Genomic DNA, 25931 nt, shown 5'->3' with positions numbered 1-25931 from the left:
CCGGGATTGCTTTGTCTTTCACGATTGCAAAATCACTGCTACGGCAGCGTGGAATAGAATGGAAATCCAAAACAATAATTGAAAGTAACCAACGATAACAAAAAAGGGAAAAACAACGATGAAATTCAGTAAACGTACGCTTATCAAGGGTATCGGGATTGCACTGGCCGTGACCGGCGCCGCAGGCCTTGGCCTGACCGCGCAAGCCGCAGAGAAACGCTCCTATATTCTCGCCACCGCCTCCACCGGAGGTACCTACTATCCGGTGGGCGTCGCCATCGCGACCCTGACCAAGGTGAAGCTTGAGCCCAAACAGAAGATCTCTATGTCGGCGATCAACTCTGCCGGTTCCGGTGAAAATGTTAAATTGCTACGGGAGAACGAAGCCCAGTTTGCGATTTTGCAGGGTCTCTATGGAGCCTGGGCCTGGTCGGGCGAAGGCAAGTTGAAGAACGATGGCCCGCAGAAACAGCTGCGTTCGGTCTCCATGTTGTGGCAGAACGTCGAGCAGTTTGTGGTGGATAAGTCGTTGGCTAAATCTGGCTCCATCGATGATCTCAAGGGCTTTTCGGGCAAGAAGTTCTCCATCGGCAAGAAGAACTCCGGCACCGAAGGCTCCGGCCGCCAGATCCTGGGCGGGTTAGGCATTGAGGCGGATAGCATGGATCTGGCTTACATGGGCTACGGTCCTAGCGCCGATGCCCTGCAGAACGGCACCGTAGTGGGCATGAACACCCCCTCCGGCGTTCCCACCAGCGCGGTAACCCGTGCCTACGCGGCCATGGGCGACAAGATCACCCACCTTGATTTCAGCGACGAGCAGATGAAGCAGGCCAACGGCAACTACCAGCTGTGGACCCGCTACGTGATTCCGGCCAACACCTACCCGGGACAGACCAAGGCAGTTAACACCATCGCCCAGCCCAACTTCCTCGCCGTGCGTGATGATGTTTCCGAGGAGGATGTGTACCTGATCACCAAGACCGTCTACGAGAACCTGGCGTTCCTCAACGGCATCCACAAGGCCACCAAGGCCATGGCCATTGAAAAAGCGATCGCAGGTTTGCCTGTACCCCTGCACCCCGGTGCGGCGCGTTACTACAAGGAAGTGGGCATTGAGATTCCATCCCACTTGATGGCGAACTAAAGCTTGGTTTGTCTGCGGCTCTTGCGAACCCTCTTTTCGCGGGAGCCGCTACCTCTTCTATATTGTTTTTTTGGGGTTGGCACCCATTAGCCATCCTCTTCGTTTCGTTGCACGGCAGTCCGTTCCTGTCGAATAAAAAAGGGCTCACGGCGACCTGGTGCCGATCTGTCCCGGAGAATAATAATGAGTAAAGACGCCATTGAACCCGATCAGGAAGTCGCGGACAAACTCCGTAGCCTGGAGTTGACCAAACGCTCCGACAGCTCCCTGGCAGGTCAGCTTGTCTACTGGATCGGCATCGGCTTCGCCGTGGCGCATATCTATTTTAATACCCTCGGCACCCTGTCGGAGCTGTGGGTATCGGCGATTCACTTCGGTGGGTTTGCCTTGATCTGTGCGCTGATGGTGCCTGCGTTTTCCTCCCGCACTCGCACAGCTGGAAATTTAGTATTAGCGCTGGATATTTTTCTAGGTCTGGCTGCGGTGGTGTGTGCCGCGTACCTGATCGGTTTTGAAGATGCACTCTACGATCGTGGTGTGAAATTCGTGACCCTGGATTGGGTCGCCTCAATAGCGGCGGTATTTATCGCGCTGGAGATGGTACGCCGCACCACGGGTATGTTTATTCCCGTGATGACAGTGATCGCGCTGACCTATGTGTTCTGGTGGGGTCCTTACATCGACGGCATATTTGGTTTTGCCGGCCTGAGCCTGGAAACGGTGATGTTCCGTAGCTACTTCTCGCCCGAGGGAATGTTTGGCTCGATCGCACGCATCTCCTGGACCTACGTCTTTATGTTTATTTTGTTCGGCGCGTTTTTGGTGAAATCGGGTGCGGGTGATTTTATTATCGAGCTATCTCGTTGCGCCGCAGGGCGGTTCGTCGGAGGTCCCGGTTTCGTTGCGGTGCTGGGTTCCGGCCTGATGGGGTCTGTGTCTGGCTCTGCTGTGGCCAACACCGTTTCCACCGGGGTGATTACCATTCCCCTGATGCGCCGCGCGGGCTTCCCTGCCCGCTTTGCTGCCGGTGTTGAAGCTGCGGCATCAACCGGTGGTCAGCTCATGCCTCCGGTGATGGGGGCGGGTGCCTTTATCATGGCCTCCTATACCCAGATCTCCTATTTGCAGATTATCGCCATCGCGGCGCTACCGGCGTTGCTCTATTTTATGTCGGTGGGCTTCTTCGTGAGGGTGGAGGCCCAGCGTAGCCACGCCAGTGCCGTTGAGATCGAAACCCGTCCACTGCGTGAGGTGATGAAAGAGGGTTGGCACTATGCGTTGCCGCTGGTAGTGCTGGTGGGAATGCTGATCAAGGGATTTACCCCCACCTATGCCGCCGGTGTTGCGATCCTCTCGGTGGTCGCCAGTTCCTGGCTGTCGAAAAATCCGATGGGGGTGCGTGATGTGCTCGACTCCCTCGCTCAGGGGTCGAAGAATATGGCCACCACGGCGATGCTGTTGATCACGGTTGGATTGGTGGTGAATGTTGTGGCCATGACCGGCATTGGCAACACCTTCTCCCTCATGGTGACCGAGTGGGCAGGAGGAAGTTTGCTGATCACCATTGTACTGGTGGCGCTTGCGTCCCTTATCCTGGGGATGGGGTTGCCGGTAACCGCCTCCTACATTGTATTGGCGACCCTCTCGGCGCCGGCGCTCTATAACCTGATTTCCGAGCAGCAGCTGCTGGAGTTGATAGCCAGTGGCCAGTTACCCGAAATGGCTCGCAGTATCTTTATGCTGGTGGATATGGATAAGGCGGCACTGCTGACCCAGCCGATGTCGATGGCCGATGCCCAGTCGTTACTGGCGTTAGTGCCGCCTGACTTTAAAGCGCAGTTACTGGAGATGGCGATCGATCCGGCAACCCTGTCGATGTCACTGTTGGCAGCTCATATGATTATCTTTTGGCTCTCCCAGGACAGTAACGTCACCCCGCCGGTCTGCCTGACGGCCTTTGCCGCCGCAGCCATCGCGCGCACCCCTGCCATGGCTACCGGTCTTACCGCGTGGAAGGTTGCCAAGGGGTTGTACGTGATACCGCTGCTCTTTGCCTACACGCCCATTATCGGCGGTAGCTGGGAAGAGGTGGTCAGGGTGTTCCTGTTCTCCCTGGTCGGTCTCTATGCTTTTGTCGGCCTGATGGAGGGGTTCCTGGAAGGGCCCTTGAAGCTCTGGACTCGCGGTCTTTGCGGGGTGGCTGCGTTGGCCCTGATGTGGCCCCATGACCTGTTGATACTCAATGTTGCGGGTCTGGTTCTGTTTGCGGCGCTGTTCTGGGGCAGCCGCCGCAGCGGGGGCGGGGTACCCCAGCCACTCGCCGCCCACTCCTGATCAGCGGCGGCGAACCAGCAACTCCCAGGAGCCGATAATTGCGCTGGCGATGATCATTACCATAGCGATCATCGTCGACAGACGGACTTCGCTGTCGGTAAAGAGAATCAATAGCGCGGTTGAGGCCAGGGGGGCGGTATAGGCCAGGGCGCCCACGATTCGGGTGTCGCCGTTTTTGAGGGCGATGTCCCAGGTAAAAAAGGCCATTCCCAGGGGGCCTGCGCCCAGGGCGATCATCAGCAACCAATCGTTACCGGAGAGTTCGACCTCGACCGGGGCCAGCAGCTGCTCACCCCCAAAGAGGGCAAGCGCCAGCAAACCGGACCAGAAGCAAAACCCTCCTACGGCAGCGCTGGGAAAACTCCTCAATTTACCGCAGGCCAGGGAGTAGTTGCTCCAGGCGAACGCTGCCGCCAGCGCCAGTAGGTACCCTGTCATGTGCTGGCTATCGAGTTCGAGTTTGCCGCCGCTGCCGATCAGAATAGCGCCGCTGATCCCCAGGGTGGCACCCACCAGATGATAAATTCGCAGAGGTTTGTCGCGAAAATAAAGCGGAGTCAGCACCACGATCAGCAACGGCCACAGGTAGTTGATCAGGTTCGCCTCAATCATCGGCGCGTTGCGGTAGGACATGAACAGCAGGTAGTGATATCCGAATATGCCGCCGACCCCAATCGCCAGGGTACCCATGGGTACACGCCAGTGACGCCATTTAACCAGGCTGATCAGGCCACAACTGGTTAGGGCTACCCCGAGTTGCAAAAAAGCGGGGACATGTACCAGGTAGCTCGCCAACACCGCCAGTGAGCTCCATAGCAAGACGGTGATCAGGGCGAAAGTGACAGATAGTTTCTGCGGGGACATCGGTACGATTTCCGTGGAGGAATTAAAGCGCCCTAGTATAGAGGATCACCGGATCGGCGGAAAGTGATGGAATATCGGAAGCAAAGCGTACCCCCTTTTGTATGCAAGGGAGGATCTGGGCGTTATAACATTGAAGGTATAGCGGGGTTTTTAAGCGACTCATGACGAAAACTGGGCGTATCGATGGCGTGTTGCTGAAGACGATCGCTGGAACTGCACTGCTGTCGACGTTAGGACTGCTCGATAAGGGATCGAGCGTTACCCGATGCCGGCCATAGTCACCGGCGACCTCTGTTTCATGTTGAGTCGAAAGACGGTACCTTTTTCGGTTGTCGAGTGCTTTGATACCGTGATTAAGGATTTTCCAGAAGACCCCGAATACCTGAGCATTCGCCAATATTATCATCTCTAGCCAGAGTGACTATCTCCGTGGGTAGTGACCACGGTAAACTGAGTTACTATTCTTTTACAATTACAGGACCCCCTGCCCATGACCACGGCGTTACTGCCCGTATTTGGCCTGATTCTGCTGGGCATGTTTCTGTCCTGGAAAAGTTTCCCTGGCGACAGCTTTTGGCCCCAGGCCGAAAAAGTGACCTATTATCTGCTGTTTCCCGCGCTGCTGGTGGGTAAGTTGGCGAGCGCCGAAACGGGGGCGGTGGACGTGGCTCGGGTCGCGGTGTTGGTGGTGAGTTTTCTGCTGGCTGGCTCGGTGCTGTTGCTGTTACTGCAGCGGCTCATGGGGTGGCCCGGAGCGCGTTTTACCTCCATCTATCAGGGTGGAATTCGATTCAATACCTATGTTGGCCTGGCCACGGTCAGCCAGCTGTTGGGCGACGATGCCGTTGCGGTGGCGGCTGTTACGATCGCGTTGATGATTCCACTCATCAACCTGTTGTGCATCGGCGTCTTTGCGATCTACGCGGGTGCTGATCGACCGACTCCTTTGAAGGTGCTACGGCAAATTTTCACCAACCCGTTGATCATGGCCTGTGTGATCGGTATCGGCTGGAACCTGCTGGAGCTGCCCTGGCCCGATGCCCTGGGGCTGTTTATGCAGCTGCTTGGCCAAACCGCGTTGCCAATGGGGCTGCTGGCGGTCGGGGCGGGCATCCAGCTCTCGGCCCTGCGCGGAGGCTCGGTCGCGCTAATCTGGTCGAGTCTGGTCAAACTGGTCGTGTTGCCGGTGATTGTCATGGTGCTCTGCCTGCTCACCGGAACCGATGGCACGACCCGCGACGTACTGCTCATTATGGCCGTACTGCCCACCGCGTCGTCGGCCTATATTTTGGCCCGTCAACTGGGTGGGGATGCCCCCTTGATGGCCGCTCTGATCAGCGCGCAAACCCTGTTGGCGATGTTAACCATGCCGTTGTTACTGGGCGTGCTGTTATAGCTGCGCTCAAAAACGGCGGTCGCTCAGGGGTGTTACAAGGGATCTTACAGGGGTTGTTATACTCAGGTTAGGGTTGCTGTCGCAGTGCAATAGGGAGGGATTCCAACAATGAATGAAGAGAGCTTTGACCCGCTGTGGCTGCGCAAGGCGCGCAGTCAGTTTGACACCCTCGATACCGCGATCCGGGACATGATCTACTACCGGGAGCTTGTGGCGGTAGTCAGCGACGATGAGGTGACTCGGCTGTTGGTGGAGCACCTGCGTATTTCGTTGCTTGGCACTATCGTTATCAATTGGAACAAACTGTTTGCGCTGGAAAACAGTGAGGAAGCCTGGAAGCGCCTAACCGCCGAGAGTGCCGGCTTTCGTCAACAGGTCTACAGCGCTACGGGGTTTAACTATCAACAGTGGAGCGATTACCGCAAATCCGTGCGTGAGTTCAGTGGCCGCCTGCACGCCCATTTTGATCCCTCCCATCATCTTGAAAGCCAGTTGGTGCTGGAGCCGATGTTTCTTGTGCTTGAGGTGGCCCACCAGTGGATGCACCAACTCTATGAGGGGCACCAGGAGTTAGCGAGCGATGAGCTGTTACAGGCCGACTATATCGAGCAGCTGGGTCAGCAGGTTCGTGAGCGCCTGCAGGCATGGCCATTGCTGCATAGCGCCTGAACGGAAGGCCTACACGGGTTCGGAAAAGTGCTGTACCTGATAACAGTAGGCCGTCATATCGTCCGCCCAGCGCTGGGTGTCGAGTCCGGCCTTGCGCAGCAGGTGATCCAGAAAATCATCCCCGTCAGGGAGTTGTTCCCAGACTTGAGGCAGGAAGGTGGCATGTTGGTTTCCGCTCTCTATGAGTACGCCGTCGACTCCGGGTCGCAGGGCCTTGAGTAGCTGCTCCCGGTTAGCGGCGGCGATCGGCTGCATAGGGGAGAGGATTGAGATTTCGATGCGGATGGTATCGAGCTCGGCCTCCGTCAGGGGAGGAAAACGGAGGTCGCGAAAGGCCGCCGAACGGGCGTCTTCGATCACCTCCTGGGCCAGTGCCCTTTGCGCATCCATGGTCCCCATGCAGCCGCGCAGACGGCCGTTTTGGGTGAGCGTCACAAAGGCGGCTGCGGGTCGCTGTAATAACGCAGGCTCCGTGCTCGGCTTATCTTTGCAGTCGCCACCGTCAAGCCAGCGTTCCGCTATGGCCTGGCGGGCGAGCAGCAGCAGACGGTGTTGTTCGTCGGCTGGGAGTTCTATATCAGTGCACGGCATAGGCGGCATACCCCACTACCTGGTCTCGGGAACCGGCGGTGTCGCCGGAGTTACGCAGGTCGAGCAACTCGATGCTGAGTCCCTGCCTGGCTGCCAGCGTCAGTAACCCGTTAACGCCACGGCAGCCGCAGGCATCGCGCCCGCCTAATTCCGGGCGTAAGGCCAGAATACGATCGTTTGTTCGCGCATCGGCCAGCTGGGCCTCGGCGTAGGGGTGGAAATGGGAGAGGTCGGTACTGATCAACAGCAGGCTGTGTGGCGCCCCCGAAACGGTGCTAAGCACCGCTGCAACCTCATCGGGGGGGGCGTTGCCCACCAGCAGGGGCAGGATACGAAAACGGGGCAGTACACGCTGCAAAAAAGGCAGCTGTACCTCCAGGCTGTGTTCGTCGCGGTGCGCGAGGGCGTTAGGGTGCACCGAAGCGGGCAGCCGTGTGGCGAGCTCGTGGTCCAGTTCAACCACCCCCAGTGGCGTGGAAAAGGCATCGCAGTCCGGCAGGGCGATGCCCTTAAAGGCAACGTGGTGTGAGGGCCCCACCATCACTACAGTATGAATCTGATCGCGCCAGCGTTTAAGGCGCCGGTACGCCGTGGCGGCCACTGGCCCCGAATAGGGGGTGCCGGCGTGGGGAACAATCAGCGCTCGGGGCTGGATTTGTTGCTCATCAGGTTCGGTGGCCGCTGCGAGATACTGGTCGATTTCGGTGGCTAACTCTCCAGGATCGCTAGGATAAAAAAGACCGGCAACCGCCGCGGGGCGTATAGGGGACATAGGCTTCTCTCGATGGGGCCCTGAGGCCGTGGCTGGGCACATCGGCACCCAATGCAGTAAATGGGCTATTGTTAGTAGGGTTCCTTAGCTGATTATAGACGTCCCCGCTGCGGGGAGGCATCGATGACCCAAGCCGATCAACACTGCATTCCCGTTGCCTATTGGCACTCCCTTGATGACGGTCGCTTGCAATGCGACCTTTGTCCTCGTCTGTGTAAACTCCACGAAGGACAGCGCGGCCTCTGTTTTGTCCGTTTGCGTCAACAGAATCAGCTCTGGTTAACCAGCTACGGTCGTAGCAGTGGCTTTTGTATCGATCCGATAGAGAAGAAACCCCTGAACCATTTTTTGCCGGGCACCCCGGTACTCTCCTTCGGTACCGCGGGCTGCAACTTGGCGTGTAAATTCTGTCAAAATTGGGATATGAGTAAATCTCGTGAAATGAGCGCGTTATCCGAGCGCGCCATGCCCGCAGAGCTAGCCGCCACCGCAGCGCGACATGGCTGTCGCTCGGTGGCTTTTACCTACAACGATCCAGTGAGTTTTCTGGAGTATGCGGTGGATACTGCTGAAGCCTGCCGAGCACACAATGTGTGTTCGGTTGCCGTCACCGCAGGGTATATCTGCGAGCAGCCTCGTGAGCGTTTTTTTTCCGTGCTGGATGCGGCCAATGTTGATCTCAAGGCGTTCGATGAGCGTTTCTACTATAAACTCTGCGGCGGACACCTGCAGCCAGTACTGGAGACGCTGCAGTATATCGTGCGCGAAACTTCGGTTTGGCTGGAGATCACCACGTTGTTGATACCGGGCGAGAATGACAGTGACCGTGAGCTGACCGAGCTGAGCGAATGGGTGGTCGGTGAATTAGGGGGCGATGTGCCGTTGCACTTTAGCGCTTACCACCCCGACTGGAAATTCCGGTCGGCCCCGGCGACACCTCCCGCAACATTAACGCGAGCTCGTACCATTGCACGTAAAGCGGGAGTTAATCATGTTTATACCGGTAATGTGCATGATCCTGAAGGAGGAAGCAGCTGGTGCAGTCACTGCGGTGCCCTGTTGATTGAGCGCGACTGGTATCGGTTGGGGGCCTGGGGGCTGGATAGCCAGGGCTGTTGCACTCACTGCGGTAAACGCTTGCCCGGTGTCTTCGAACCCTCCCCCGGGCATTGGGGGGCGCGGCGTCAGCCGCTGCATATAGAGCCGCTAAACTGAGGTCAGATACCGTTTCGGCTCCCGGTATTGTGGATCTCCTGTTACCTGTAATGTGATTGCCGGAGCATGGATCAGCCCAGGCTCACGGTTTGCCGATACTCTGCCACCGATGCGTTCCAGCCCAGCTCATCCTGAATGTGCAGGCGCATGGCATCGGCGGCGGAAGGCTCGCCGTGGGTGACCCAGGTGTGGTTCGGAGCTGATTTGAAGTGGCGCAACCACTCTATGATTTCGCAATAGTCGCCGTGGGCGCTGAGGTTTTCCAGACTGTGGATCTGCGCTTTAACGGGATAATATTCTCCGTGGATCTTGATTTTTTCGGCGCCGTTGACCATCGCATCACCGCGGGTGCCGGGGGCCTGAAATCCGGCGAAGACGACGCTGTTGCGATGGTTTGAAACCAGTCCCTTGAGATGGTGCAGAACCCGTCCTCCACTGGCCATGCCGCTGGCTGAGATAATGATGCATGGCATTTTCTTTCCGTTGAGGGCGATTGACTCCTCAACCGAGCGCACGTAGTGGGTGCAGTCATCGATCTGTTGGCATTGTTCAGCATCGAGCCTGAACAGGTGGTGGAACTGCTTATGAATTTCGGTGGCGGTAATCGCCATGGGGCTATTGAGGTACAGCGGAATATCGACGATTCGCTGCTGGCGCTTTAGCTCGCAGATAAAGTGCAGTAGCAGCTCGGCGCGGCCGACGGCGAAACTGGGGATCAGAACGGTACCACCGCGCTCTGCGGTGTCGTTGATGATCGTCTCCAGCATGGCGATGGGGTCCTGGGAGCCATGGCGTCGGTCGCCGTAGGTGGATTCAACCACCAGATAATCGGCACCGATAACGGGTTGTGGTGGGTACATCATCGGGTCGTGCTGGCGGCCAACATCGCCGCTGAACAGAACCGAGGTCTGTTTATCGCTGATTTTGATGCAGCTGGCACCAATAATGTGCCCCACGGGGGAGAACTCCGCGCTCAGGCCGGCGTGCAGTGGCAGGGTTTCGCCAAAGCGCAGCGGATGAAACTGCTTTAGCGCCCTGTGGGCATCCTCCACCGTGAACAGTGGCTCGGCGGGGGCGTGGCGGGAGAATTTTCGTTTGTTAGCGTAGCGAGCATCCTCCTCTTGCAGATAGCCGGCATCGGGAAGCAGCACCTTGCATAGTTCGAAGGTCGCGCTGCTGCAATATATTTTTCCCTTGTAGCCGCCCTTGACCAGCGCCGGGAGATACCCGCTGTGGTCGATATGGGCATGGGTGAGCAGCACCGAACGGATGTTGCCGGGAGGCAGCGTCAAGGCTTGCCAGTTGCGCTGGCGCAGGTTTTTAACTCCCTGATAGAGGCCGCAGTCGATCAGGTATTGGCAGTCGCTATGGTGCAGTAGGTATTTGGAGCCGGTGACGGTTCCGGCAGCGCCGAGAAATGTGAGATCCATGGTTAACCCCTCCCTTGCCGAGCTGGTTTTGCCAGCCATTCAGGTATAGCACAGAGCGCACAAAGGCGTATTGATGTGGGGAGGTGCGGGTGACGATGGTGGTGTAGTGTGGCACGGGATACTGATACACTCCTGTGCTACGGGCGCCGGCGGCGCAGGGGGACCGGTAGAAGGCGGAGCGGTGTGTGAGTAGCGATAGAAACCGATTAATTTTGATTCTTTCATTCCTGCTGCTGGGCGGCTTTTTGCTGACCAGTTGGCTAAGCTACCGGGTCGCCCACGATTCGGTGCACGAACAGATTGCCGAATCGACCCTGCCGTTGACCAGCGATAACATCTATTCCGAGATTCAGCGCGACCTGCTGCAACCGATCTTTATCTCCTCCCTGATGGCCCAGGACACCTTCGTGCGTGACTGGGCTCTGTCCGGGGAGCAGGATCCGACGTCGCTGGTGCGCTATCTCAACGAGATTCAAACCCAGTACGACACCGTCACCAGCTTCTTCGTGTCGGATCAAACCCGTCGCTACTACCACTCCACCGGTGTGCTCAAGACCCTCTCCGAGAGCGACCCTCGCGATGCCTGGTATTTCCGCGTACGCGAGCTGCCCCCCGCGGAGGCGTTCGAGATCAATGTCGACAGCGATACCGCTGACAGCGGCAGTACGGTGGTGTTTGTGAACTATCGGGTGTACGACTTCGCAGGCCAGCCGATCGGGGTGACCGGGGTCGGCCTGGCGGTGGATTCCGTCAAGACCCTGATCGAGCGCTATCAGCAGCGCTACCAGCGGCGGGTCTATTTCGTCGATCGCGAGGGCCAGGTCACCCTCCATGGCAGCGGCTTCGAGGGCAGCGAATCGCTGCACCAGCGCCCTGGTATCGCCAGCTTGGCTCCGCGCATCCTCGCCTCGCCGAGCAGTTCGCTGAGCTATTCACAGGCGGAGGGGACGGTGCTGGTCAACAGCCGCCTGGTGCCCGAGTTTGACTGGATTCTGGTGGTCGAGCAGCACGATGCCGCCGCCGAGGAGCGCCTGCTCAGTACCTTGCTGGGCAATCTGCTACTGAGCCTGGCGGTAACGGCGCTGGTGCTGGTGTTGGCCTACCTGACCTTCGGTCGCTATCAGAAGCGGCTGGAGGAGATGGCGAGTACCGATAAACTGACCGGTGCCGCCAATCGGCAGGTGTTCGACCTGCTGTTCCAGAGGAGCCTGCAGGAGGCACAACGCCGAGGCAGTACCTGTTCGCTGCTGCTGTTCGATATCGATTATTTCAAGCAGGTCAACGACCAATACGGACACCTGGCCGGCGACGCGGTGCTGAAAATGGTGGCTGACGAAACCGCTAACCGCATCCGCCAGAGCGATACCCTGTGCCGCTGGGGCGGAGAGGAGTTTATGGTGCTGCTGCCTGATTGCGATCTGGAACAGGCCGAACGCATCGCTGAAAATTTGCGGAGTTCGATCGACGAGCGCCAGTTCAGCGTCAAGGGCAACAGTATTACCACCTCCATCAGTGTCGGTGCGGCCCAGTACAATCTGGTCGAGACCCCGTTGGAGCTGATCCATCGGCTAGACGGAGCCATGTTCGAGGCCAAGCGCCAGGGGCGCAACCAGGTGGTAAGTAGCGCCTCCACGGTGGTTCCGGTTAGCGCTGGCAGCGGTAGCTCCGCCGTTAGCTAGAGGTGGTTTCCTGACGCCTCGCGGGTTAGCATTCGCCTCCTCCGTCCCGCGTTGCCAGATCCAACGACGGCCCTTTTCCCGGAGCAGACACCTGCAGGAGTCCAGCGAATGCCCAACATGCCGCAAACCATGCACGCCGTCCATCTCACCGGACACGGCGGTTACGACAAACTCTGCTACCGGGAAGATGTTGCGGTACCGGTTCCCGGGCCCGGCGAGGTACTGATCCGCGTCGGCGCGGCCGGAGTCAACAATACCGATATCAACACGCGGATCGGCTGGTACTCGAAAACCGTTACCGAGGGCACGGTCGGTAACGCCAGCGAAGCGGGAACCGATAGCAGTGATCTCTCCGACGGAGCCTGGTCCGGCGCGTTGCAATTTCCCCGCATCCAGGGCGCCGATATCTGCGGGCGGATTGTTGCGGTGGGGGGTGGCGTCGACGCCCGCCGGATCGGTGAGCGAGTGCTGGTCGAACCCTGTCTGCCTCAGGGAGATGCGGAGTTTTGCTACATCGGCTCCGAATGCGATGGCGGATTTGCCCAGTACGCCACGGCACCGGCGGTCAACAGCTACCCTATCGATTGCACCTGGAGCGACGCCGAGTTAGCCGGAATCCCCTGCTCCTATTCCACCGCGGAAAATCTGCTGACCCGTGCCGACCTCAAGGCGGGGGAAACCCTGTTGGTCACCGGCGCGTCCGGCGGTGTGGGCTCGGCGGCGGTGCAGCTGGCCAAGCGGCGCGGTGCCCGCGTGATTGCGCTGGCGGCAGCGTCGAAAGCCGATGACGTATTGGCGCTGGGCGCCGAACGGGTAATTCCTCGGGATGCAGACCTACTGGCCGCGCTGGGTTCGGGATGCGTCGACGTGGTGGTGGATCTGGTCGGCGGCGAGCAGTGGCCCCTGCTGCTCGAGACGCTGAAGCCAAAGGGGCGATACGCGGTCTCCGGCGCCATCGGCGGACCCATAGTGAGCCTGGATCTGCGCACCCTCTACCTGAAGGACCTGAGCTTCTTCGGCTGCACCATGCTCGACCCCCAGGTGTTCCCCAATCTGGTCGGCTATATTGAACGCGGCGAGATTCTTCCGGCTCTGGCCAAAAGCTATCCGCTGCGGGAGATAGCGCAGGCGCAGGAAGATTTTCTGCGCAAGGCGCACACGGGAAAGTTGGTATTGATTCCTGAGGAGTGAGGGGTACCGGTGGTGCAGCGGGTCTGGTAAAGGGCGGAGCGGTATGCGATCTGGTTGCCGTTACGCCCCCGCTAGTACAAATACTACGAACAGTAACAATAGCAGCCCTACCACAGGATGCGATATTTTTGAAAAATACTTTAGAGCCTGCGGACTTCCCAAGGATTTCACCGCGCTATAGGCTTCTTCGGCCAGCCTAAAGGTGTCCTGTTCTACTTTGATCGGCGAGCCACTAATTATAGATTTCCTGATGACTTCAATCTCATCGATACTTAAAAAATTCAAGTACGGTTCTGCTTCGCTATGCGACACAATAATTGAATGAATAACATCAGTATGTGAGTTGGGAATTCTTGAGCATTCCCCACATTCAGTTAGAGCTTTTGGTTTATCTTTTCCACAATAGATGCATACGCTTGTCATTATCTATGTAATTCACCTGGTAAATACAATGCTGAAACAAGGGACGCATATTTCTTTATGCGTCCCAGCCATGAAGTAGCATTCCTAATTGATTGATTATATTGCATTAGGCCACGCGGCATATGTTGTTGTAGATGGCCATGCAACCCAACGCGGCAAAGAACACAGAAACCAACAGCGTTGATACGGCCTGGGTGCAACTCTACATGCCTACCCTTTGGACTCCTTTGCGACCATACCCCTGCCGTCAGGTAAAAAATTATCGCGCCATAGTCTCTGCCACCGCGGGAGTAGAGGGGGGCTAGTGGTCCAAGCACTCGACTCTGTTACGGCCCGCCTGTTTGGCCTGATACAGTGCCTTGTCGGCATTAATCAATAGCTGGGCAAAGCAGTGGCGGGATTCGCTGATACAGGTTAGGCCGATGCTGAGGGTACAGCTAATCTGGTTGTCGTCAGCGATATCGATCGGGTGGGATTCGATAAGGCAACGTATCTTTTCCGCGACCCGTAGCGCCTGCTGCTGGTCCGAACCCGGGAGCAGGATGGCGAACTCCTCACCACCGTAGCGGGCGACCAGGTCGCTACTGCGGCAGGCCTGAACCATCAGGTCGGACAGACTCACTAGCACGGCATCTCCGGCGCTGTGGCCATAGCGATCGTTGACCTGTTTAAAGTGATCGACGTCCATCAATAGCAAAGCCAGCGGCTGGCCGTAGCGCAGCGCGCCTTCACACAGGATATCGCCCTGCTGCAGCAGTGTGCGCCGGTTGGCGAGGCCAGTTAACGGGTCGGTGCTGGCCTGATGGTGTAGCCGGTTTTCCCGTTGTTCGATCTCCCGCGTGAACACCGACATGACGACATACACCTCAAGCAGACAGACGATTACCGTGGACCGAAACAGCCATCGCGTTTGCTCCTCGCTCAGTGGGATCATCGGGGTGTGGTCACCGAACCGCTCGCAGATTATAAACAGGACCACTGCCGCCAGGCTAAAGCCCAGGCATAGAATGCGCTCGTTTCGCTCAAAAAACAGAAATACCCCCGCAGGCACGAGGAAGTAATAGAGGTGAATGCCGGTGTCGCGGTTCATGATCACCGTGGTCAACACCAGCAGGTGCAACATAAGTACGGCAAAAAACCAGGCTTTGGCGCTGCGTATCAACCCTCGCTGCATTAACCATAACGGGGCCAGATAGGCGATAACAAACCCCAGGTTTACCAAACCCAGTGCGATTGAGTTCAGTTCAAACCAGTAGTACAGGAGATACCCTGACGCGATTACGCTGGTGATGAGCGACACCAGATTGGTGACCCGAACCTTGTAAGGCGACTGCCCAGGTTGCAGGCATTCAACTCCCAAATTCAGAATAGTGTCGCGGGTCATCGGTTGTGTGATCCTGCCATTGGTTAACTCCTGTTTTCGCCGGTTTCGGGTCGATCCTGATGCCGGTGGCTGCAGGCGCTGATCTCCCGTAATCGTGTCGTTGCGAGGGCGTTAATACTGCCTTCAGGGTAGGCTTCGCTTTCATCGACGATGCCGGCGTTGACGCCCGTGAGTAACTCCATGGCCTCGTCAACCTCGCCAACCGCATAGATATGAAAGCGCTCGGCCGCTACCGCGTCGATCACTTCCTGGCGCAGCATCAGGTTAACGCGATTGGCGCGAGGAATGATCACTCCCTGCTTGCCCGTGAACCCGCGCACCTTGCACAGATCGAAGAAGCCCTCGACCTTTTCGTTGACGCCGCCAATGGCCTGCACTTCGCCATACTGGTTGACCGATCCGGTGATGGCCAGCGATTGACGAATAGGCGCCTCGGTTATGGCCGACAGCAGGCAGCAGAGTTCGGCCAGCGAGGCGCTGTCGCCGTCAATGAGGCCGTAGGATTGCTCCATGGCCAGGTTGGCGGAGATCGCCAGCGGGAAGTGGCGCGCGTAACGCTGGCCCAGGTAACCGCTCAGAATCATCACACCCTTGGAGTGCAGTGCCTGGCCGAGGCTGACCTCGCGTTCGATGTCGACAACGCCGCGGGAGCCAGGGTAGACGGTCGCGGTGATGCGTGCCGGTGTACCAAACTGGTTTTCACCAAGATGGTACACCGTCAGTGCGTTGATCTTGCCGATGCTGCTGCCGTCGGTGTTGATCAGTACGGTGCCGTCGTTGATCTGTTCCAGTTGCAGTCCACTGACGCGATTGGAACGCTCCTCCTGAGCCTTGATTGCACGCTCTATGTGGGTCGCGTGCAGTATCTCATCGTCGGCCAGGCGGCGCACAAAGTCCGCTTCACCCAGCAGGTTGAAAATGCGATTGAACTGGGCGCTCAGGTATTGCTGGTGCTCCGCCAGGCGGCAGCTGTACTCGACTAATCGAGCGACGGCATCGGCACTGAGTCGGGCAAACTGCTCGCGCTCGGCAAATGTTTGCATCAGCCGGGCAAAGGCGAGTAGTGACTCTTCCTCACGATGTATGCGGTCATCAAAATCAGCCAGTACCCGAAACAGGGCGCTGAAATCACTGTCAAGCTGTTGCAGTAGGTAGTAGGTAGAACGATTTCCAATCAGCACCACCTTGGTGTGCAGGGGTATCGGTTCGGGGTCGAGGGTGATGCTGGTGACGATGCCGAGCTCGCTATAGGGGGACTCCATCTGCAGGCGGCGTTCCTTGACCGCTCGTTTGAGTGCGTCCCAGACGAAGGGCTCCTGTAATAGTTTTTCGGCTTCGATAATGAGAAAACCACCATTAGCGCGGTGCAGGCTACCGCTACATACCTGCCGGTAGCTGGTGTTAATGGCGCTCATGTCGCCGGAGTATTCGACGCGGCCAAACAGGTTTTTGTAGCTGGGGTGGGGTTCATGGATGACGGGCGCTCCCGATGAGGGGGCTCTCGATACCATGATGTTGGGGTTCAGTTCCTCCTCCAACAGTACTCGGCTCTCAAGAGCTTCGCGCATCTCCTGACTTTTTTCATCGAACAGTTTTTCCGGAATCAGGCGCTGTAGTTGCTTGCGCATCCGCTTGAGGTAGGTAAGCAGGCTAGGTATGTCGCGGTAACGTTTCTCCAGTGGCTCAATCAAGGGCGCGATGGCACGGGAGATGGTCTGTTGGGTCAGCTTGCGAAACTGTTCGGAGGATTCACGCTTCCATTGGGGCAGGGGTAGCAACGCGGTGTTGAGCATCTCTTCCAGCTCATTGATGTGTTGGTGAAAGGCTTCACGCTCCTCCTCGGGGAGCTGGGAAAACTCTGCTTCCTCCATGGCGCGCCCTTCGAACATCGGGGTGAAGCTGACGGTATTGGCGTCCCGGTAGAGGGCGATATTACGTTGGACCGCCTCTTTTTCGATGGCATCGATCACCTGATCGTATTGGCGGTTGAAGGTACGCTCTATCACCCCTTTCTGTTGCTGGTAACTGGGGTGTTCGAATGCCACGGGGAAGGTGTCGAGCAGGCTGCTGATTAGCTGTTGTATGTCGTTTTGCAATCGAGTGGCAGTGCCTGCGGGTAGTTCCAGCATTAACGGCTTGCGCGGATTGTCGAAGTTATTGACGTAAAGAAAGTCCGACGGGGTGTGTTGGCGCTTACCCTCGCTCTGGAGAAATTCGTTCACGAAGGAGGCGCGTCCGCTGCCCTCGTCTCCCATCACAAAAATGTTATAGCCGGTTTGTTGCATGGCTACACCGAACTGAATAGCAGTAACGGCACGTTCTTGTCCCAGGATACCCAGATAGGGTTTGAGTTTTTCGGTGGTTGCGAAGGGAAACTGGCTTGCGGTAACCGGTGCGCTCAGTTGCTGGGGGCCAAGGCGGGTAGGGTGCGACATCATGCGGGCAGATTTCACCTCAACGGAGACGGAGTGGGAGGGCTAAAATTTTTGTCTTGGTATAGCTGATGCTACCAGAAAACGGCGCCTTTGGATTGTGCTCCGGGGGCGCTGTTATGGGCTGGCCAATGTAAGGGTAGCCTGGGTAGGGCGGAGAGTTCGCCCTACTGTTGGTGTCGGCACGGGGGAGCTTGCGACCGATCGCGTTATTTAGCGGCGCTGCAGCACCACTCCGGCTTCCCGATGATGGGAGTAGGGGAACTGGTCAAACAGGGCGAAGCGTTGAATCCGGTGGGTTTTGCAAAGGGTTTCCAGGTTTTGGCGCAGGGTGTCTGGGTTGCACGAAATATAGACAACACGCTCGAAGCGTTGCACCAGTTTTTCGGTTTCAGGATCGAGCCCGGAACGCGGGGGATCCACGAAAATGGTGCCGAAGTTATAGCTGTCCAGATCGATCTGGCGCAGGCGACGGAAGGGGCGTTCCTTGTTTATCGCCTGGGTAATCTCTTCGCTGGACATGCGAACAATTTCAACGTTCTCAATGTTGTTACGCGCAAGGTTCAGCTGTGCGGAATTGACCGAACTTTTGGCGATCTCCGTGGCCAGTACGCGGGCAAAGTTTTGCGCCAGAACCACGGTGAAATTGGCGTTTCCACAGTACAGCTCCAGCAGGTCGCCCTGTGCCCCCCGGGTGGATTCCAGCGCCCATTCCAGCATTTTTTCGCAGACGCCGGCATTGGGCTGGGTAAAACTGTTTTCGACCTGTTGGTAATGATAGGGCTGGCCGGCAACCGACAGGGTCTCATCGACGAAGTCGCGATGCAGGCAGATTTTTTGTTTGCGCGCACGGCCAATCAGGTCGACCCCGAGCTGTGCGCGCAGTTCGGTGGCGGCCTCGATCCAGGCGTCATCGAGACGCTTGTGGTAGAGCAATGTGATCAGGAGTTCACCGGACTGGGTGCTGAGGAACTCGACCTGAAACAGTCGGTGGCGCAGTATCTGCTGGCCGCAGACCGCGTCGAGAAGCGGTTGCATGTGCCCATTGATAAGTTTGCTGGCGATTGGGAAATCGTCAATCTGCACGGGCTTTCCCGGTTGTTCGGGGTCGTGCATGGAGTAGAAGCTCTGTTCGCCTTCGTGCCAGATACGGAACTCGGCGCGCATGCGAAAGTGTTCAGGCTTTGAGGCATACACTTCCAGCGCTGGCGGTTGCAGGTCGGCAAACTGGGTTTTAAGCTGGTCTGCTTTTTGGTCCAGTTGTTGGGAATACTGCTCGGGGTAGGTACGGCCCAGTGTCATAGCGTTAGTCCAGGAAAGCCATTTTGAGGATAAACAGAACGGAGATGATCACCATCGCCGGATTGAGGTCGCGCCAACGACCCGCCAGCAACTTGATGCCGGTATAGGAGATAAATCCCAGGGCTATGCCGGTACTGACTGAAAAAGTAAGCGGCATGGTGATGGTCGCGATCACAACCGGTGCAGATTCAGTTAGATCTTCCCAGTCGATGGTGGCCAGCCCGCTACTCATCAGTACGGCGACAAAAAACAGCGCCGGTGCGGTCGCGTAGGGCGGGATCATGCCGGCCAGAGGGGAGAGAAAAAGGCAGCCCAGAAACAGGCAGCCGACGGTAACGGCGGTCAGTCCGGTACGTCCCCCTGCGGCGATACCCGCCCCGCTCTCTATGTAGCTGGTGGTGGTCGAGGTGCCCAGCACTGCGCCGCCCATGGTGGCCATGCTGTCGGCCATCAGCGCTCTGCCGAGGCGGGGCAGCTTGCCCTCTTTGGTGACCAGGCCGCCCTTCTGGGCAACCGCGATCAGGGTGCCGGAGGTGTCGAACAGATCCACAAACAGGAACGCGAAAATGATGCTGATGAGTCCGATCTGCATTGCACCCTCGATATCGAGTGCGGCGAAGGTCGGGGCGAGGCTCGGGGGCGCGGCAAAGAATCCGTTGGGTTCAACTTCACCCAGTGCCAGGCTGGTGAGGGTAACGGCAAGGATGCCGATCATCACCGCGCCGGTAATACCGCGTTGGGCCAGGGCGACGATAAGAAAAAATCCCAACGTGGCCATGATCGGTGGAAACAGGCTCAGGTCACCGAGGGAGACGTAGGTGGCGGGACTGTCCACCACAAAGCCGGCATTTTTGAGGGCGATAAAGCCCAGGAATAGGCCGATTCCGGCGGCGATACCCATCCGCAGGGACATGGGGATGCTGTTGATGATCCACTCGCGAATACGAAAAATACTGAGCAGGAAAAAACAGCAGCCCGACAGGAATACTGCACCCAGCGCGACCTCCCAGCTATACCCCATTTCACCAACGACGGTGTAGGTAAAGAAAGCGTTGAGGCCCATGCCCGGTGCTAGGGCGATCGGGTAGTTGGCGTAAAAACCCATGATAAAGCAGCCGATGGCGGCGGCAACACAGGTGGCGACAAATACGGCCCCCGCGTCCATCCCCGCGCTGGCGAGCATGCTGGGATTAACGAAGATGATGTAACCCATCGTCAGGAAGGTGGTGAAGCCTGCCACCAACTCGGTTTTGATGGTGGTGTGGTGCTCCCTGAGTTTGAACAGAGCCTCAAGCATGGCAGGTTCCCGCTAGTGCGATATTGAAAAGGCGCGCAGTGTACACCAATTGTACTGTTTTAAAAGGGCAATGCGCGCCACAGAGTGCTGCCGCCCTAGGTGCGTCGCGCCGCCAGGACCACGAACTTGCTGTTGCTGCCGAGTTGTTCGACGTTGCCGAACAGTCGCCGTAGGGATTGATGATAGCCGAGATGACGGTTACCAACGATGCGCAGCTCGCCCCCGACCCGCAGGCAGCGGTGGGCCTGACGGAACATCTGCTGGGCAATCTGGTCCCCCACCGCGTGCTGTTGGTGGAAGGGAGGGTTGCAGAGAATCAGGTCGGCGCTGGCAGGCTCAATGCCCTGCAGGCAGTCCCCCTGCTCGAAGCGGGCATTTCCGTTGTCGCCCAGGTTTTGATGCCAGTTGTGCTCGGCGCAGGCGACCGCCAGTGCGGATTCGTCGCGAAACAGTACCTCGGCCAAGGGGTTGCGTCGTGCGGCGATCAGCCCCAGCAAACCGTTACCGCAGCCGAGATCGACGATGCGGTGCGCAAACTCACTCGCGGGAATATAGGGCAGGAAAAAGCGGCTGCCGATATCCAGTTGGTCGAGGGAAAACAGGTTGGCGAAGTTGGTGATCTCCAGCGACTCCTCCGCCAGCGAGTACCCCGGTGTCGGACCCGCTGCGGGCGAGGGGCTGTCTCCCAGAGTTGCGAACGCCAGGCGCGCTTTTTTTCGTGCCAGCGAGGTGCGGGTAGGACCGATCAGCTGCTCGAACAGTTGCAGGGTCGAGCGGTGGATGTTGCGCACCATGCCCGCGGCTATAATGCGGGTGTTAGCGTCGATATGGGGGCGCAACTGGCGCAGCTGGTATTCCAACAGCGAGAGGGTCTTGGGGACCTTGATCAGTACCGTGGCAAAGGTGCCCTGGAGGGGTTGCAGGGGCGTTTGCACCACCAGTGCGCTTGCGTCGATGCCGTTATGGGCCGCGTTGCGCAGGGCACCTTTGGCGCTGAGCCAGGAGTCCGTTTGCAGTAGCACAGTGATACCCTGGGAGGCCAGCGACAACGTCAAGGCGCCAAAGCTGTCGTTGAGCACCAACGCTGGCGCGGCAGGTAAAGGCCCCTCGTCGGCCAGTTGCTGCAGCAAAAAATCATCGGCCGCATCCCAGGCCCGCAGCGAGCCCTGACGGGAGTGGGGTAGGCGCTGCAGTTCAAGGCGGGCAAAGGGGTTTGTGTGACGGGTTTCCATGGCGGCGCATCGGGGAGGTGATCGAAGGGCGCTATCGTACTAAAGTACGGTACTGAAGTCGCCAGCTGACTGCTAGCGTTGCCCGAACTAATAATAGGTTCCCGGGTGTGATTCGCCCCGGACAAGGAGAGATCGATTGATGAAAGGCCGCATGATGCAGGTGCCCCTGCTGACCAGCGATATCCTCAAGAACGCCATGCAGCGTTACCCGCAACAGCAGGTGGTCAGCCGTACCAATGAGGGGACGATCCACCGCTACAGCTATGCCGATGCTTACCGTCGTAGCTGCCAGCTGGCGAATGTCCTGGCAAGGCTTGGGGTGCAGCGGGGAGATCGCGTCGCGACCCTGGCTTGGAATAACTACCGTCACCTGGAACTCTACTACGGCATCTCGGGCTATGGCGCGGTGGTGCATACGCTGAACGCGCGTTTGTTTGCCGAGCAGTTGCACTACATCATCAACCACGCCGAAGATGGTTATATCTTCGTTGATGCGCCATTTGTCCCCCTGCTGGAGGAGGTTCGCGAACAGATTCCCTGTGTGCGAGGCTTTATCGTCAACTGTGATGCTGCGGATATGCCAGAGACCTCTCTGGCTCCCCTCTATTGCTACGAAACCTTGCTGGCGGCCGAAAACGACCAGTTTGAGTGGCCCCGCCTCGAGGCAACCGATGCCTCAGGCCTCTGTTACACCTCGGGTACCACGGGTAACCCCAAGGGGGTGCTCTACGACCACCACTCCAGCGTGTTGCACGCGATGATGAGCGGTGGCTCCCAGTACCTCGATTTCAGCGAGCGCACCTGTGTGATGCCGGTGGTACCGATGTACCACGTGTGCGCCTGGGGCGTACCCTTTTCGGCTCCGCTCTACGGAGCCAAGCTGGTGCTACCCGGTCCCAGTACGGATGGAGCCTCGCTGCAAGAGTTGATCGAAGGGGAATCGGTGGACAAAGCCTACGCGGTGCCTACCGTCTGGCTCGGATTGCACAATTACCTTGAGGCGTCGGGCAAGAAGATCGATTCGCTTAAGCTGGTTGGTGTGGGGGGAGCGGCTTCTCCACGGGCGTTGGTCAAGCTTTACGCTGAACGCTATAACGTCTACTGGATGGGAATCTGGGGGATGACCGAGACCAGTCCGTTGGCGACGGCGGCCATCCCTACCCCGCAGCTGGAACAACTCGATCCCGAGGCGCGCTACGACCTGCAGGCAACCGCCGGACGGGCGATGTTTGGGGTGGAGATCGGGATATTCGATGCTAACGATGACCGGGTTCCCCACGACGGCGAGAGCCGGGGTAGCCTGCGAGTAAGGGGCCCCTGGGTGTTGTCCAGTTACTTCAAGGACGAGGGTAATGACAACTTTGCGGACGGTTGGTTTGATACCGGTGATGTGGCGGTGATCAACCCCGAGGGGTATCTCAAGATCGTCGATCGCAGCAAGGATGTGATCAAATCCGGTGGCGAGTGGATCAGCTCGGTAGACCTCGAAAATGCGGCACTTAATTACGAGGCTGTGAACGAGGCCTGCGTGATCGGTGCACGCCACCTGAAGTGGGATGAGCGCCCGATTATGTTGGTCACGCTCAAACAGGACAGGGAGTACGATGAAAGCGAACTACGCGCAGCGCTCGAAGGTCGGGTCGCCAAATGGTGGATGCCCGATGCGATTATTGTGGTGGATGAACTTCCCCACACCGGCACCGGCAAGCTGCGCAAAGTGGAATTGCGCCAGCAGTATGCCGAATTCCTTATCAACTCCGGATCCTGACCCGTGGCGTTCCGGCGGCAACCGCGAGTGGAATCTCCCTAACGTTCATGGTGTGCCCCTTAGGGGGTAGTAATCTGGGGTAGGGGTGGGGTCTCCGACGGTTTTTGTTGCTACTATGCATCCCATACGGGGCTGAAGAACTTCCAGCTAAGAGCGGAAGGCAGGAGGAAAACAAAATGTCGGGTTTCGATTTTGATCTGTTTGTTATCGGTGCAGGCTCCGGCGGTGTGCGCGCAGGGCGCATCGCCGCAGGGCTGGGAGCACGGGTGGCCGTGGCCGAAGATCGTTACATGGGGGGGACCTGCGTCAATGTGGGCTGTGTACCCAAAAAACTCTTTGTGTACGGTTCCCATTTCGCCGAGGATTTTGAGGACGCTCGAGGGTATGGCTGGACGGTCGGGGAGAGTCAGTTTGATTGGCCTACCTTGCGCGATAACAAAACCCGCGAGATCGAACGCCTCAACGGTATCTATCGCAGCATGCTAAACAATGCCGGCGTCTCTTTGCTGGAGGGGCGGGCACGCATTGTTGATGCCCACACGGTTGAGGTTGATGGGCAGCGCTATCGTACTGAGCGCATCCTTATTGCTACCGGTGGCTGGCCCTTTGTGCCAGAGATCCCCGGTAAAGATCATGTGATCAGCTCCAACGAAATTTTTTATCTGGAGACCTTTCCCAAAGATGTATTGGTGGTCGGGGGAGGGTACATTGCCGTTGAATTTGCCGGCATTCTTTCCGGTCTGGGGGCAAAGACACGCCTGCTCTATCGCGGAGAGCTATTCTTGCGAGGTTTTGATCAGGAGGTGCGCGAAGTATTAAAAGAGGAGATGAACAATAGTCATAACCTGGAGCTCTGTTTCAATACCGATGTGGTGTCGATAGAGCGGCGGGACGATGGTCGTTTGCAGGTTGCGCTTAATAGTGGCGAAAGCCTGGTGGTAGATCAGGTGCTCTACGCGACCGGTCGCGTGCCCCATACCCATGATCTGGGATTGGAAAATGTGAAGGTAGAGTTGACGGCCAAGGGGGCGATTAAGGTCGACGATCATTTCCAGACCAGCGAACCATCGATTTATGCCGTAGGCGATGTGATCGATCGTATGCAGCTAACGCCAGTGGCGCTGGCAGAAGGCATGGCGCTGGCACGATACCTCTACGACAGCCAACCCATTGCCATGGACTATGACAATATCGCCACCGCTGTATTCAGCCAGCCCAATATCGGCACGGTGGGGCTCAGCGAAGAGCAGGCACTGGAGCGCTTTGGCAAGTTGCGGATCTACACCTCCCGTTTCCGCCATATGAAGAACACGCTCAGCGGGCGCCAGGGGCGCACCTTTATGAAGTTGGTGGTGGACGATGCCACTGATCGCGTGGTGGGCTGTCATATGATCGGTAGCGATGCCGGGGAGATCATTCAGGGGATTGCGATCGCAATCAAGGCGGGGGCGACCAAAGCGATCTTCGACAGCACTATCGGTATCCATCCTACGGCCGCAGAGGAGTTTGTGACGTTACGCGATATTACCCGCACCGTCGAAGCTTGATAACGCTGGTAGGGTGTCCAGTACAGCGCCGGACTATCGAGCGGCGCTGTCAGCTGGTATCCTGCGCACTTTTTGTCCCACGGAGAATATATCAGCATGTCAGATACTACCCAGTCCGCCATCACCACCGACGAGGGTCGGGTGAGCTATGGAATTGGCCGCCAGATGGGCGATCAGCTGCGCGATAACAGTTTTGAAGGCCTTGATATTGAATTAGTGAAACGTGGCCTGGGCGACGCTTTCACGGGAGTTGAGAGCGCGGTCGCAGGTCAGGAATTGCAAGCTGCGTTCCAGGTCATTAGCGAGCGGGTACGCGCAGCCCAAGCCGAGCAGCATAAAGAGCTGGCCGCTGAAGGCGAGCAATTTCTGGCAGAAAACGCCAAGCGCGAAGGCGTTGTGGTGCTGGAGTCTGGCCTGCAGTACGAGGTTCTGGACGAGGGAGACGGTGAAAAACCGACCCTTAACTCCAGCGTTCGTACCCACTACCACGGTTCACTGGTCAACGGTTCTGTATTCGACAGCTCCGTAGAGCGTGGACAGCCGGCAGAGTTTCCGGTCAGCGGTGTTATCAAGGGTTGGACCGAAGCCCTGCAACTAATGCCTACGGGCTCGAAGTGGCGTCTCTATGTTCCCTATCAGCTGGCCTACGGTGAGCAGGGATCTCAGGGTGCTATCCCTCCCTTTGCCGCATTGATCTTTGAAGTGCAGCTGCTCGATATTCTGTAAGACAGAAGTGGGTAGGGAATAAAAAAACGGGATGACCGACCGGTCCTCCCGTTTTTTTATGGGCGTGCATAGAGCCTTTAGTGGCCGCTGCTCGCAGGTATGGATAGCGCTCTATTGGTGGAAGGAGCCTCGATCGAACATATCGAACAGGTCTTCTCCGCTCATATCCTGAATGTCCGCGGGGTCGGGCTTGGGTTTTCTGGGCTTCTCCGGCGTCGTTTTGGATTTGAGTTGAGAGCTCTTTTTAGCGGCGACTGGCTTGTTGTTCGGCGCAGCGCTTTTTTGAATCCCTGTTTTGGCTGCGCTTGCCGCCGGCTTGCTGACCTTGGGTTTCTTTTTGCTGTTATCGGTCGTCTTGTTCGCGGTTTTGGATTGCGCTTCCAAATGCCGTTCATAGACGGATTTTTGCCGTGGTTTTTCACGGCGTAGCTGCTTTTTATCGCTGCTTTTCTCGGCGGCCTTGCGCGTGATTTTACTAATCTTGCGCATCTCCTCGGAGATCGATTTGGTTTTTTTGCGACGCGTCATGCCC

Annotated in this window: 21 protein-coding genes; 11 read left to right on the top strand and 10 right to left on the bottom strand. The window is 57.7% G+C overall.

The features are described 5' to 3' along the window. The first annotated feature begins 118 nt into the window (after positions 1-118). Positions 119-1147: a TAXI family TRAP transporter solute-binding subunit gene (locus ACP3PW_RS01475; RefSeq protein WP_426414878.1), complete on the top strand. Its 1029-nt coding sequence runs from the start codon at positions 119-121 to the stop codon at positions 1145-1147. Between the two features lie 183 nt (positions 1148-1330). Continuing rightward, entirely contained in the window at positions 1331-3481 is a 2151-nt protein-coding gene (locus ACP3PW_RS01470) for a TRAP transporter permease (RefSeq protein ID WP_426414877.1), read from the top strand. On the opposite strand, the gene ACP3PW_RS01465 is transcribed toward ACP3PW_RS01470, so the two are convergent. After that, positions 3482-4345, bottom strand: coding sequence for a DMT family transporter (locus ACP3PW_RS01465; protein WP_426414876.1), 864 nt, complete (start codon positions 4343-4345; stop codon positions 3482-3484). It abuts the gene before it with no gap. Between the two features lie 265 nt (positions 4346-4610). On the opposite strand from ACP3PW_RS01465, the gene ACP3PW_RS01460 reads away from it, so the two are divergent. From ACP3PW_RS01460 to ACP3PW_RS01450, 3 genes are all read left to right on the top strand, one after another. Beyond that, positions 4611-4757, top strand: coding sequence for a hypothetical protein (locus ACP3PW_RS01460; protein WP_426414875.1), 147 nt, complete (start codon positions 4611-4613; stop codon positions 4755-4757). A 78-nt stretch (positions 4758-4835) separates the two neighbouring features. Next, positions 4836-5741 (top strand): AEC family transporter, encoded by a 906-nt coding sequence (locus ACP3PW_RS01455; protein WP_426414874.1) that lies wholly within the window; start codon positions 4836-4838, stop codon positions 5739-5741. A 108-nt stretch (positions 5742-5849) separates the two neighbouring features. Beyond that, positions 5850-6410 carry a hypothetical protein gene (locus tag ACP3PW_RS01450; RefSeq protein ID WP_426414873.1) on the top strand — a complete coding sequence of 187 codons (561 nt, stop codon included), beginning with the start codon at positions 5850-5852 and terminating at the stop codon, positions 6408-6410. A 9-nt stretch (positions 6411-6419) separates the two neighbouring features. Here ACP3PW_RS01450 and amrA read toward each other — a convergent pair whose 3' ends face one another. Together amrA and amrB are read right to left on the bottom strand one after the other, a co-directional pair. Then, positions 6420-7010, bottom strand: coding sequence for an AmmeMemoRadiSam system protein A (gene amrA, locus ACP3PW_RS01445; RefSeq protein ID WP_426414872.1), 591 nt, complete (start codon positions 7008-7010; stop codon positions 6420-6422). After that, a complete protein-coding gene (amrB, locus tag ACP3PW_RS01440; RefSeq protein WP_426414871.1) occupies positions 6988-7773 on the bottom strand; it encodes an AmmeMemoRadiSam system protein B in 786 nt (261 codons plus the stop codon). Before amrB ends, amrA begins: the two co-directional genes overlap by 23 nt. 123 nt (positions 7774-7896) lie before the next feature. On the opposite strand from amrB, the gene amrS reads away from it, so the two are divergent. Then, positions 7897-8988: an AmmeMemoRadiSam system radical SAM enzyme gene (gene amrS, locus ACP3PW_RS01435; RefSeq protein WP_426414870.1), complete on the top strand. Its 1092-nt coding sequence runs from the start codon at positions 7897-7899 to the stop codon at positions 8986-8988. A gap of 71 nt (positions 8989-9059) precedes the next feature. On the opposite strand, the gene ACP3PW_RS01430 is transcribed toward amrS, so the two are convergent. Then, the gene (locus ACP3PW_RS01430; RefSeq protein WP_426414869.1) at positions 9060-10418 is read right to left on the bottom strand and encodes an MBL fold metallo-hydrolase RNA specificity domain-containing protein; all 1359 of its coding nucleotides are present in this window, start codon (positions 10416-10418) and stop codon (positions 9060-9062) included. 185 nt (positions 10419-10603) lie between these two features. Here ACP3PW_RS01430 and ACP3PW_RS01425 point away from each other — a divergent pair, with 185 nt between their 5' ends. Beyond that, complete coding sequence (locus ACP3PW_RS01425) at positions 10604-12097, top strand: sensor domain-containing diguanylate cyclase (RefSeq protein ID WP_426414868.1); 1494 nt, start codon at positions 10604-10606, stop codon at positions 12095-12097. 108 nt (positions 12098-12205) lie between these two features. Further along, entirely contained in the window at positions 12206-13288 is a 1083-nt protein-coding gene (locus ACP3PW_RS01420; protein WP_426414867.1) for an alcohol dehydrogenase family protein, read from the top strand. 724 nt (positions 13289-14012) lie between these two features. On the opposite strand, the gene ACP3PW_RS01415 is transcribed toward ACP3PW_RS01420, so the two are convergent. The 5 genes from ACP3PW_RS01415 to ACP3PW_RS01395 form a co-directional block, all read right to left on the bottom strand. Beyond that, positions 14013-15095 carry a GGDEF domain-containing protein gene (locus ACP3PW_RS01415; RefSeq protein WP_426414866.1) on the bottom strand — a complete coding sequence of 361 codons (1083 nt, stop codon included), beginning with the start codon at positions 15093-15095 and terminating at the stop codon, positions 14013-14015. 23 nt (positions 15096-15118) lie between these two features. Next, positions 15119-17533 carry an AAA family ATPase gene (locus ACP3PW_RS01410; protein WP_426414865.1) on the bottom strand — a complete coding sequence of 805 codons (2415 nt, stop codon included), beginning with the start codon at positions 17531-17533 and terminating at the stop codon, positions 15119-15121. Between the two features lie 207 nt (positions 17534-17740). Beyond that, positions 17741-18829 (bottom strand): tRNA (uridine(54)-C5)-methyltransferase TrmA, encoded by a 1089-nt coding sequence (gene trmA, locus ACP3PW_RS01405; RefSeq protein ID WP_426414864.1) that lies wholly within the window; start codon positions 18827-18829, stop codon positions 17741-17743. Positions 18830-18833: 4 nt separating this feature from the next. Further along, positions 18834-20126 carry an NCS2 family permease gene (locus ACP3PW_RS01400; protein WP_426414863.1) on the bottom strand — a complete coding sequence of 431 codons (1293 nt, stop codon included), beginning with the start codon at positions 20124-20126 and terminating at the stop codon, positions 18834-18836. Between the two features lie 95 nt (positions 20127-20221). Further along, positions 20222-21358, bottom strand: coding sequence for a methyltransferase (locus tag ACP3PW_RS01395; protein WP_426414862.1), 1137 nt, complete (start codon positions 21356-21358; stop codon positions 20222-20224). A 139-nt stretch (positions 21359-21497) separates the two neighbouring features. Between ACP3PW_RS01395 and ACP3PW_RS01390 the strand changes: the two genes are divergently transcribed. The 3 genes from ACP3PW_RS01390 to ACP3PW_RS01380 all read left to right on the top strand — a co-directional run bounded on the left by ACP3PW_RS01390 (position 21498) and on the right by ACP3PW_RS01380 (position 25399). Further along, on the top strand, positions 21498-23126 hold the full coding sequence (locus tag ACP3PW_RS01390; protein WP_426414861.1) for a long-chain fatty acid--CoA ligase: 1629 nt from the start codon (positions 21498-21500) through the stop codon (positions 23124-23126). 176 nt (positions 23127-23302) lie between these two features. After that, complete coding sequence (gene gorA, locus ACP3PW_RS01385) at positions 23303-24673, top strand: glutathione-disulfide reductase (protein ID WP_426414860.1); 1371 nt, start codon at positions 23303-23305, stop codon at positions 24671-24673. 96 nt (positions 24674-24769) lie between these two features. Next, entirely contained in the window at positions 24770-25399 is a 630-nt protein-coding gene (locus ACP3PW_RS01380) for an FKBP-type peptidyl-prolyl cis-trans isomerase (protein ID WP_426414859.1), read from the top strand. A gap of 111 nt (positions 25400-25510) precedes the next feature. Here the strand turns inward: ACP3PW_RS01380 and ACP3PW_RS01375 are convergent, their stop codons facing one another. After that, positions 25511-25888 carry a hypothetical protein gene (locus ACP3PW_RS01375; protein ID WP_426414858.1) on the bottom strand — a complete coding sequence of 126 codons (378 nt, stop codon included), beginning with the start codon at positions 25886-25888 and terminating at the stop codon, positions 25511-25513. Between the last annotated feature and the right edge of the window lie 43 nt (positions 25889-25931).

Source organism: Aestuariirhabdus sp. LZHN29 (genome assembly GCF_049985285.1).
Lineage (GTDB): Bacteria > Pseudomonadota > Gammaproteobacteria > Pseudomonadales > Aestuariirhabdaceae > Aestuariirhabdus.
Note: the sequence above shows the minus strand (reverse complement) of the source record. Positions and strands in the feature narration are given on the sequence as shown.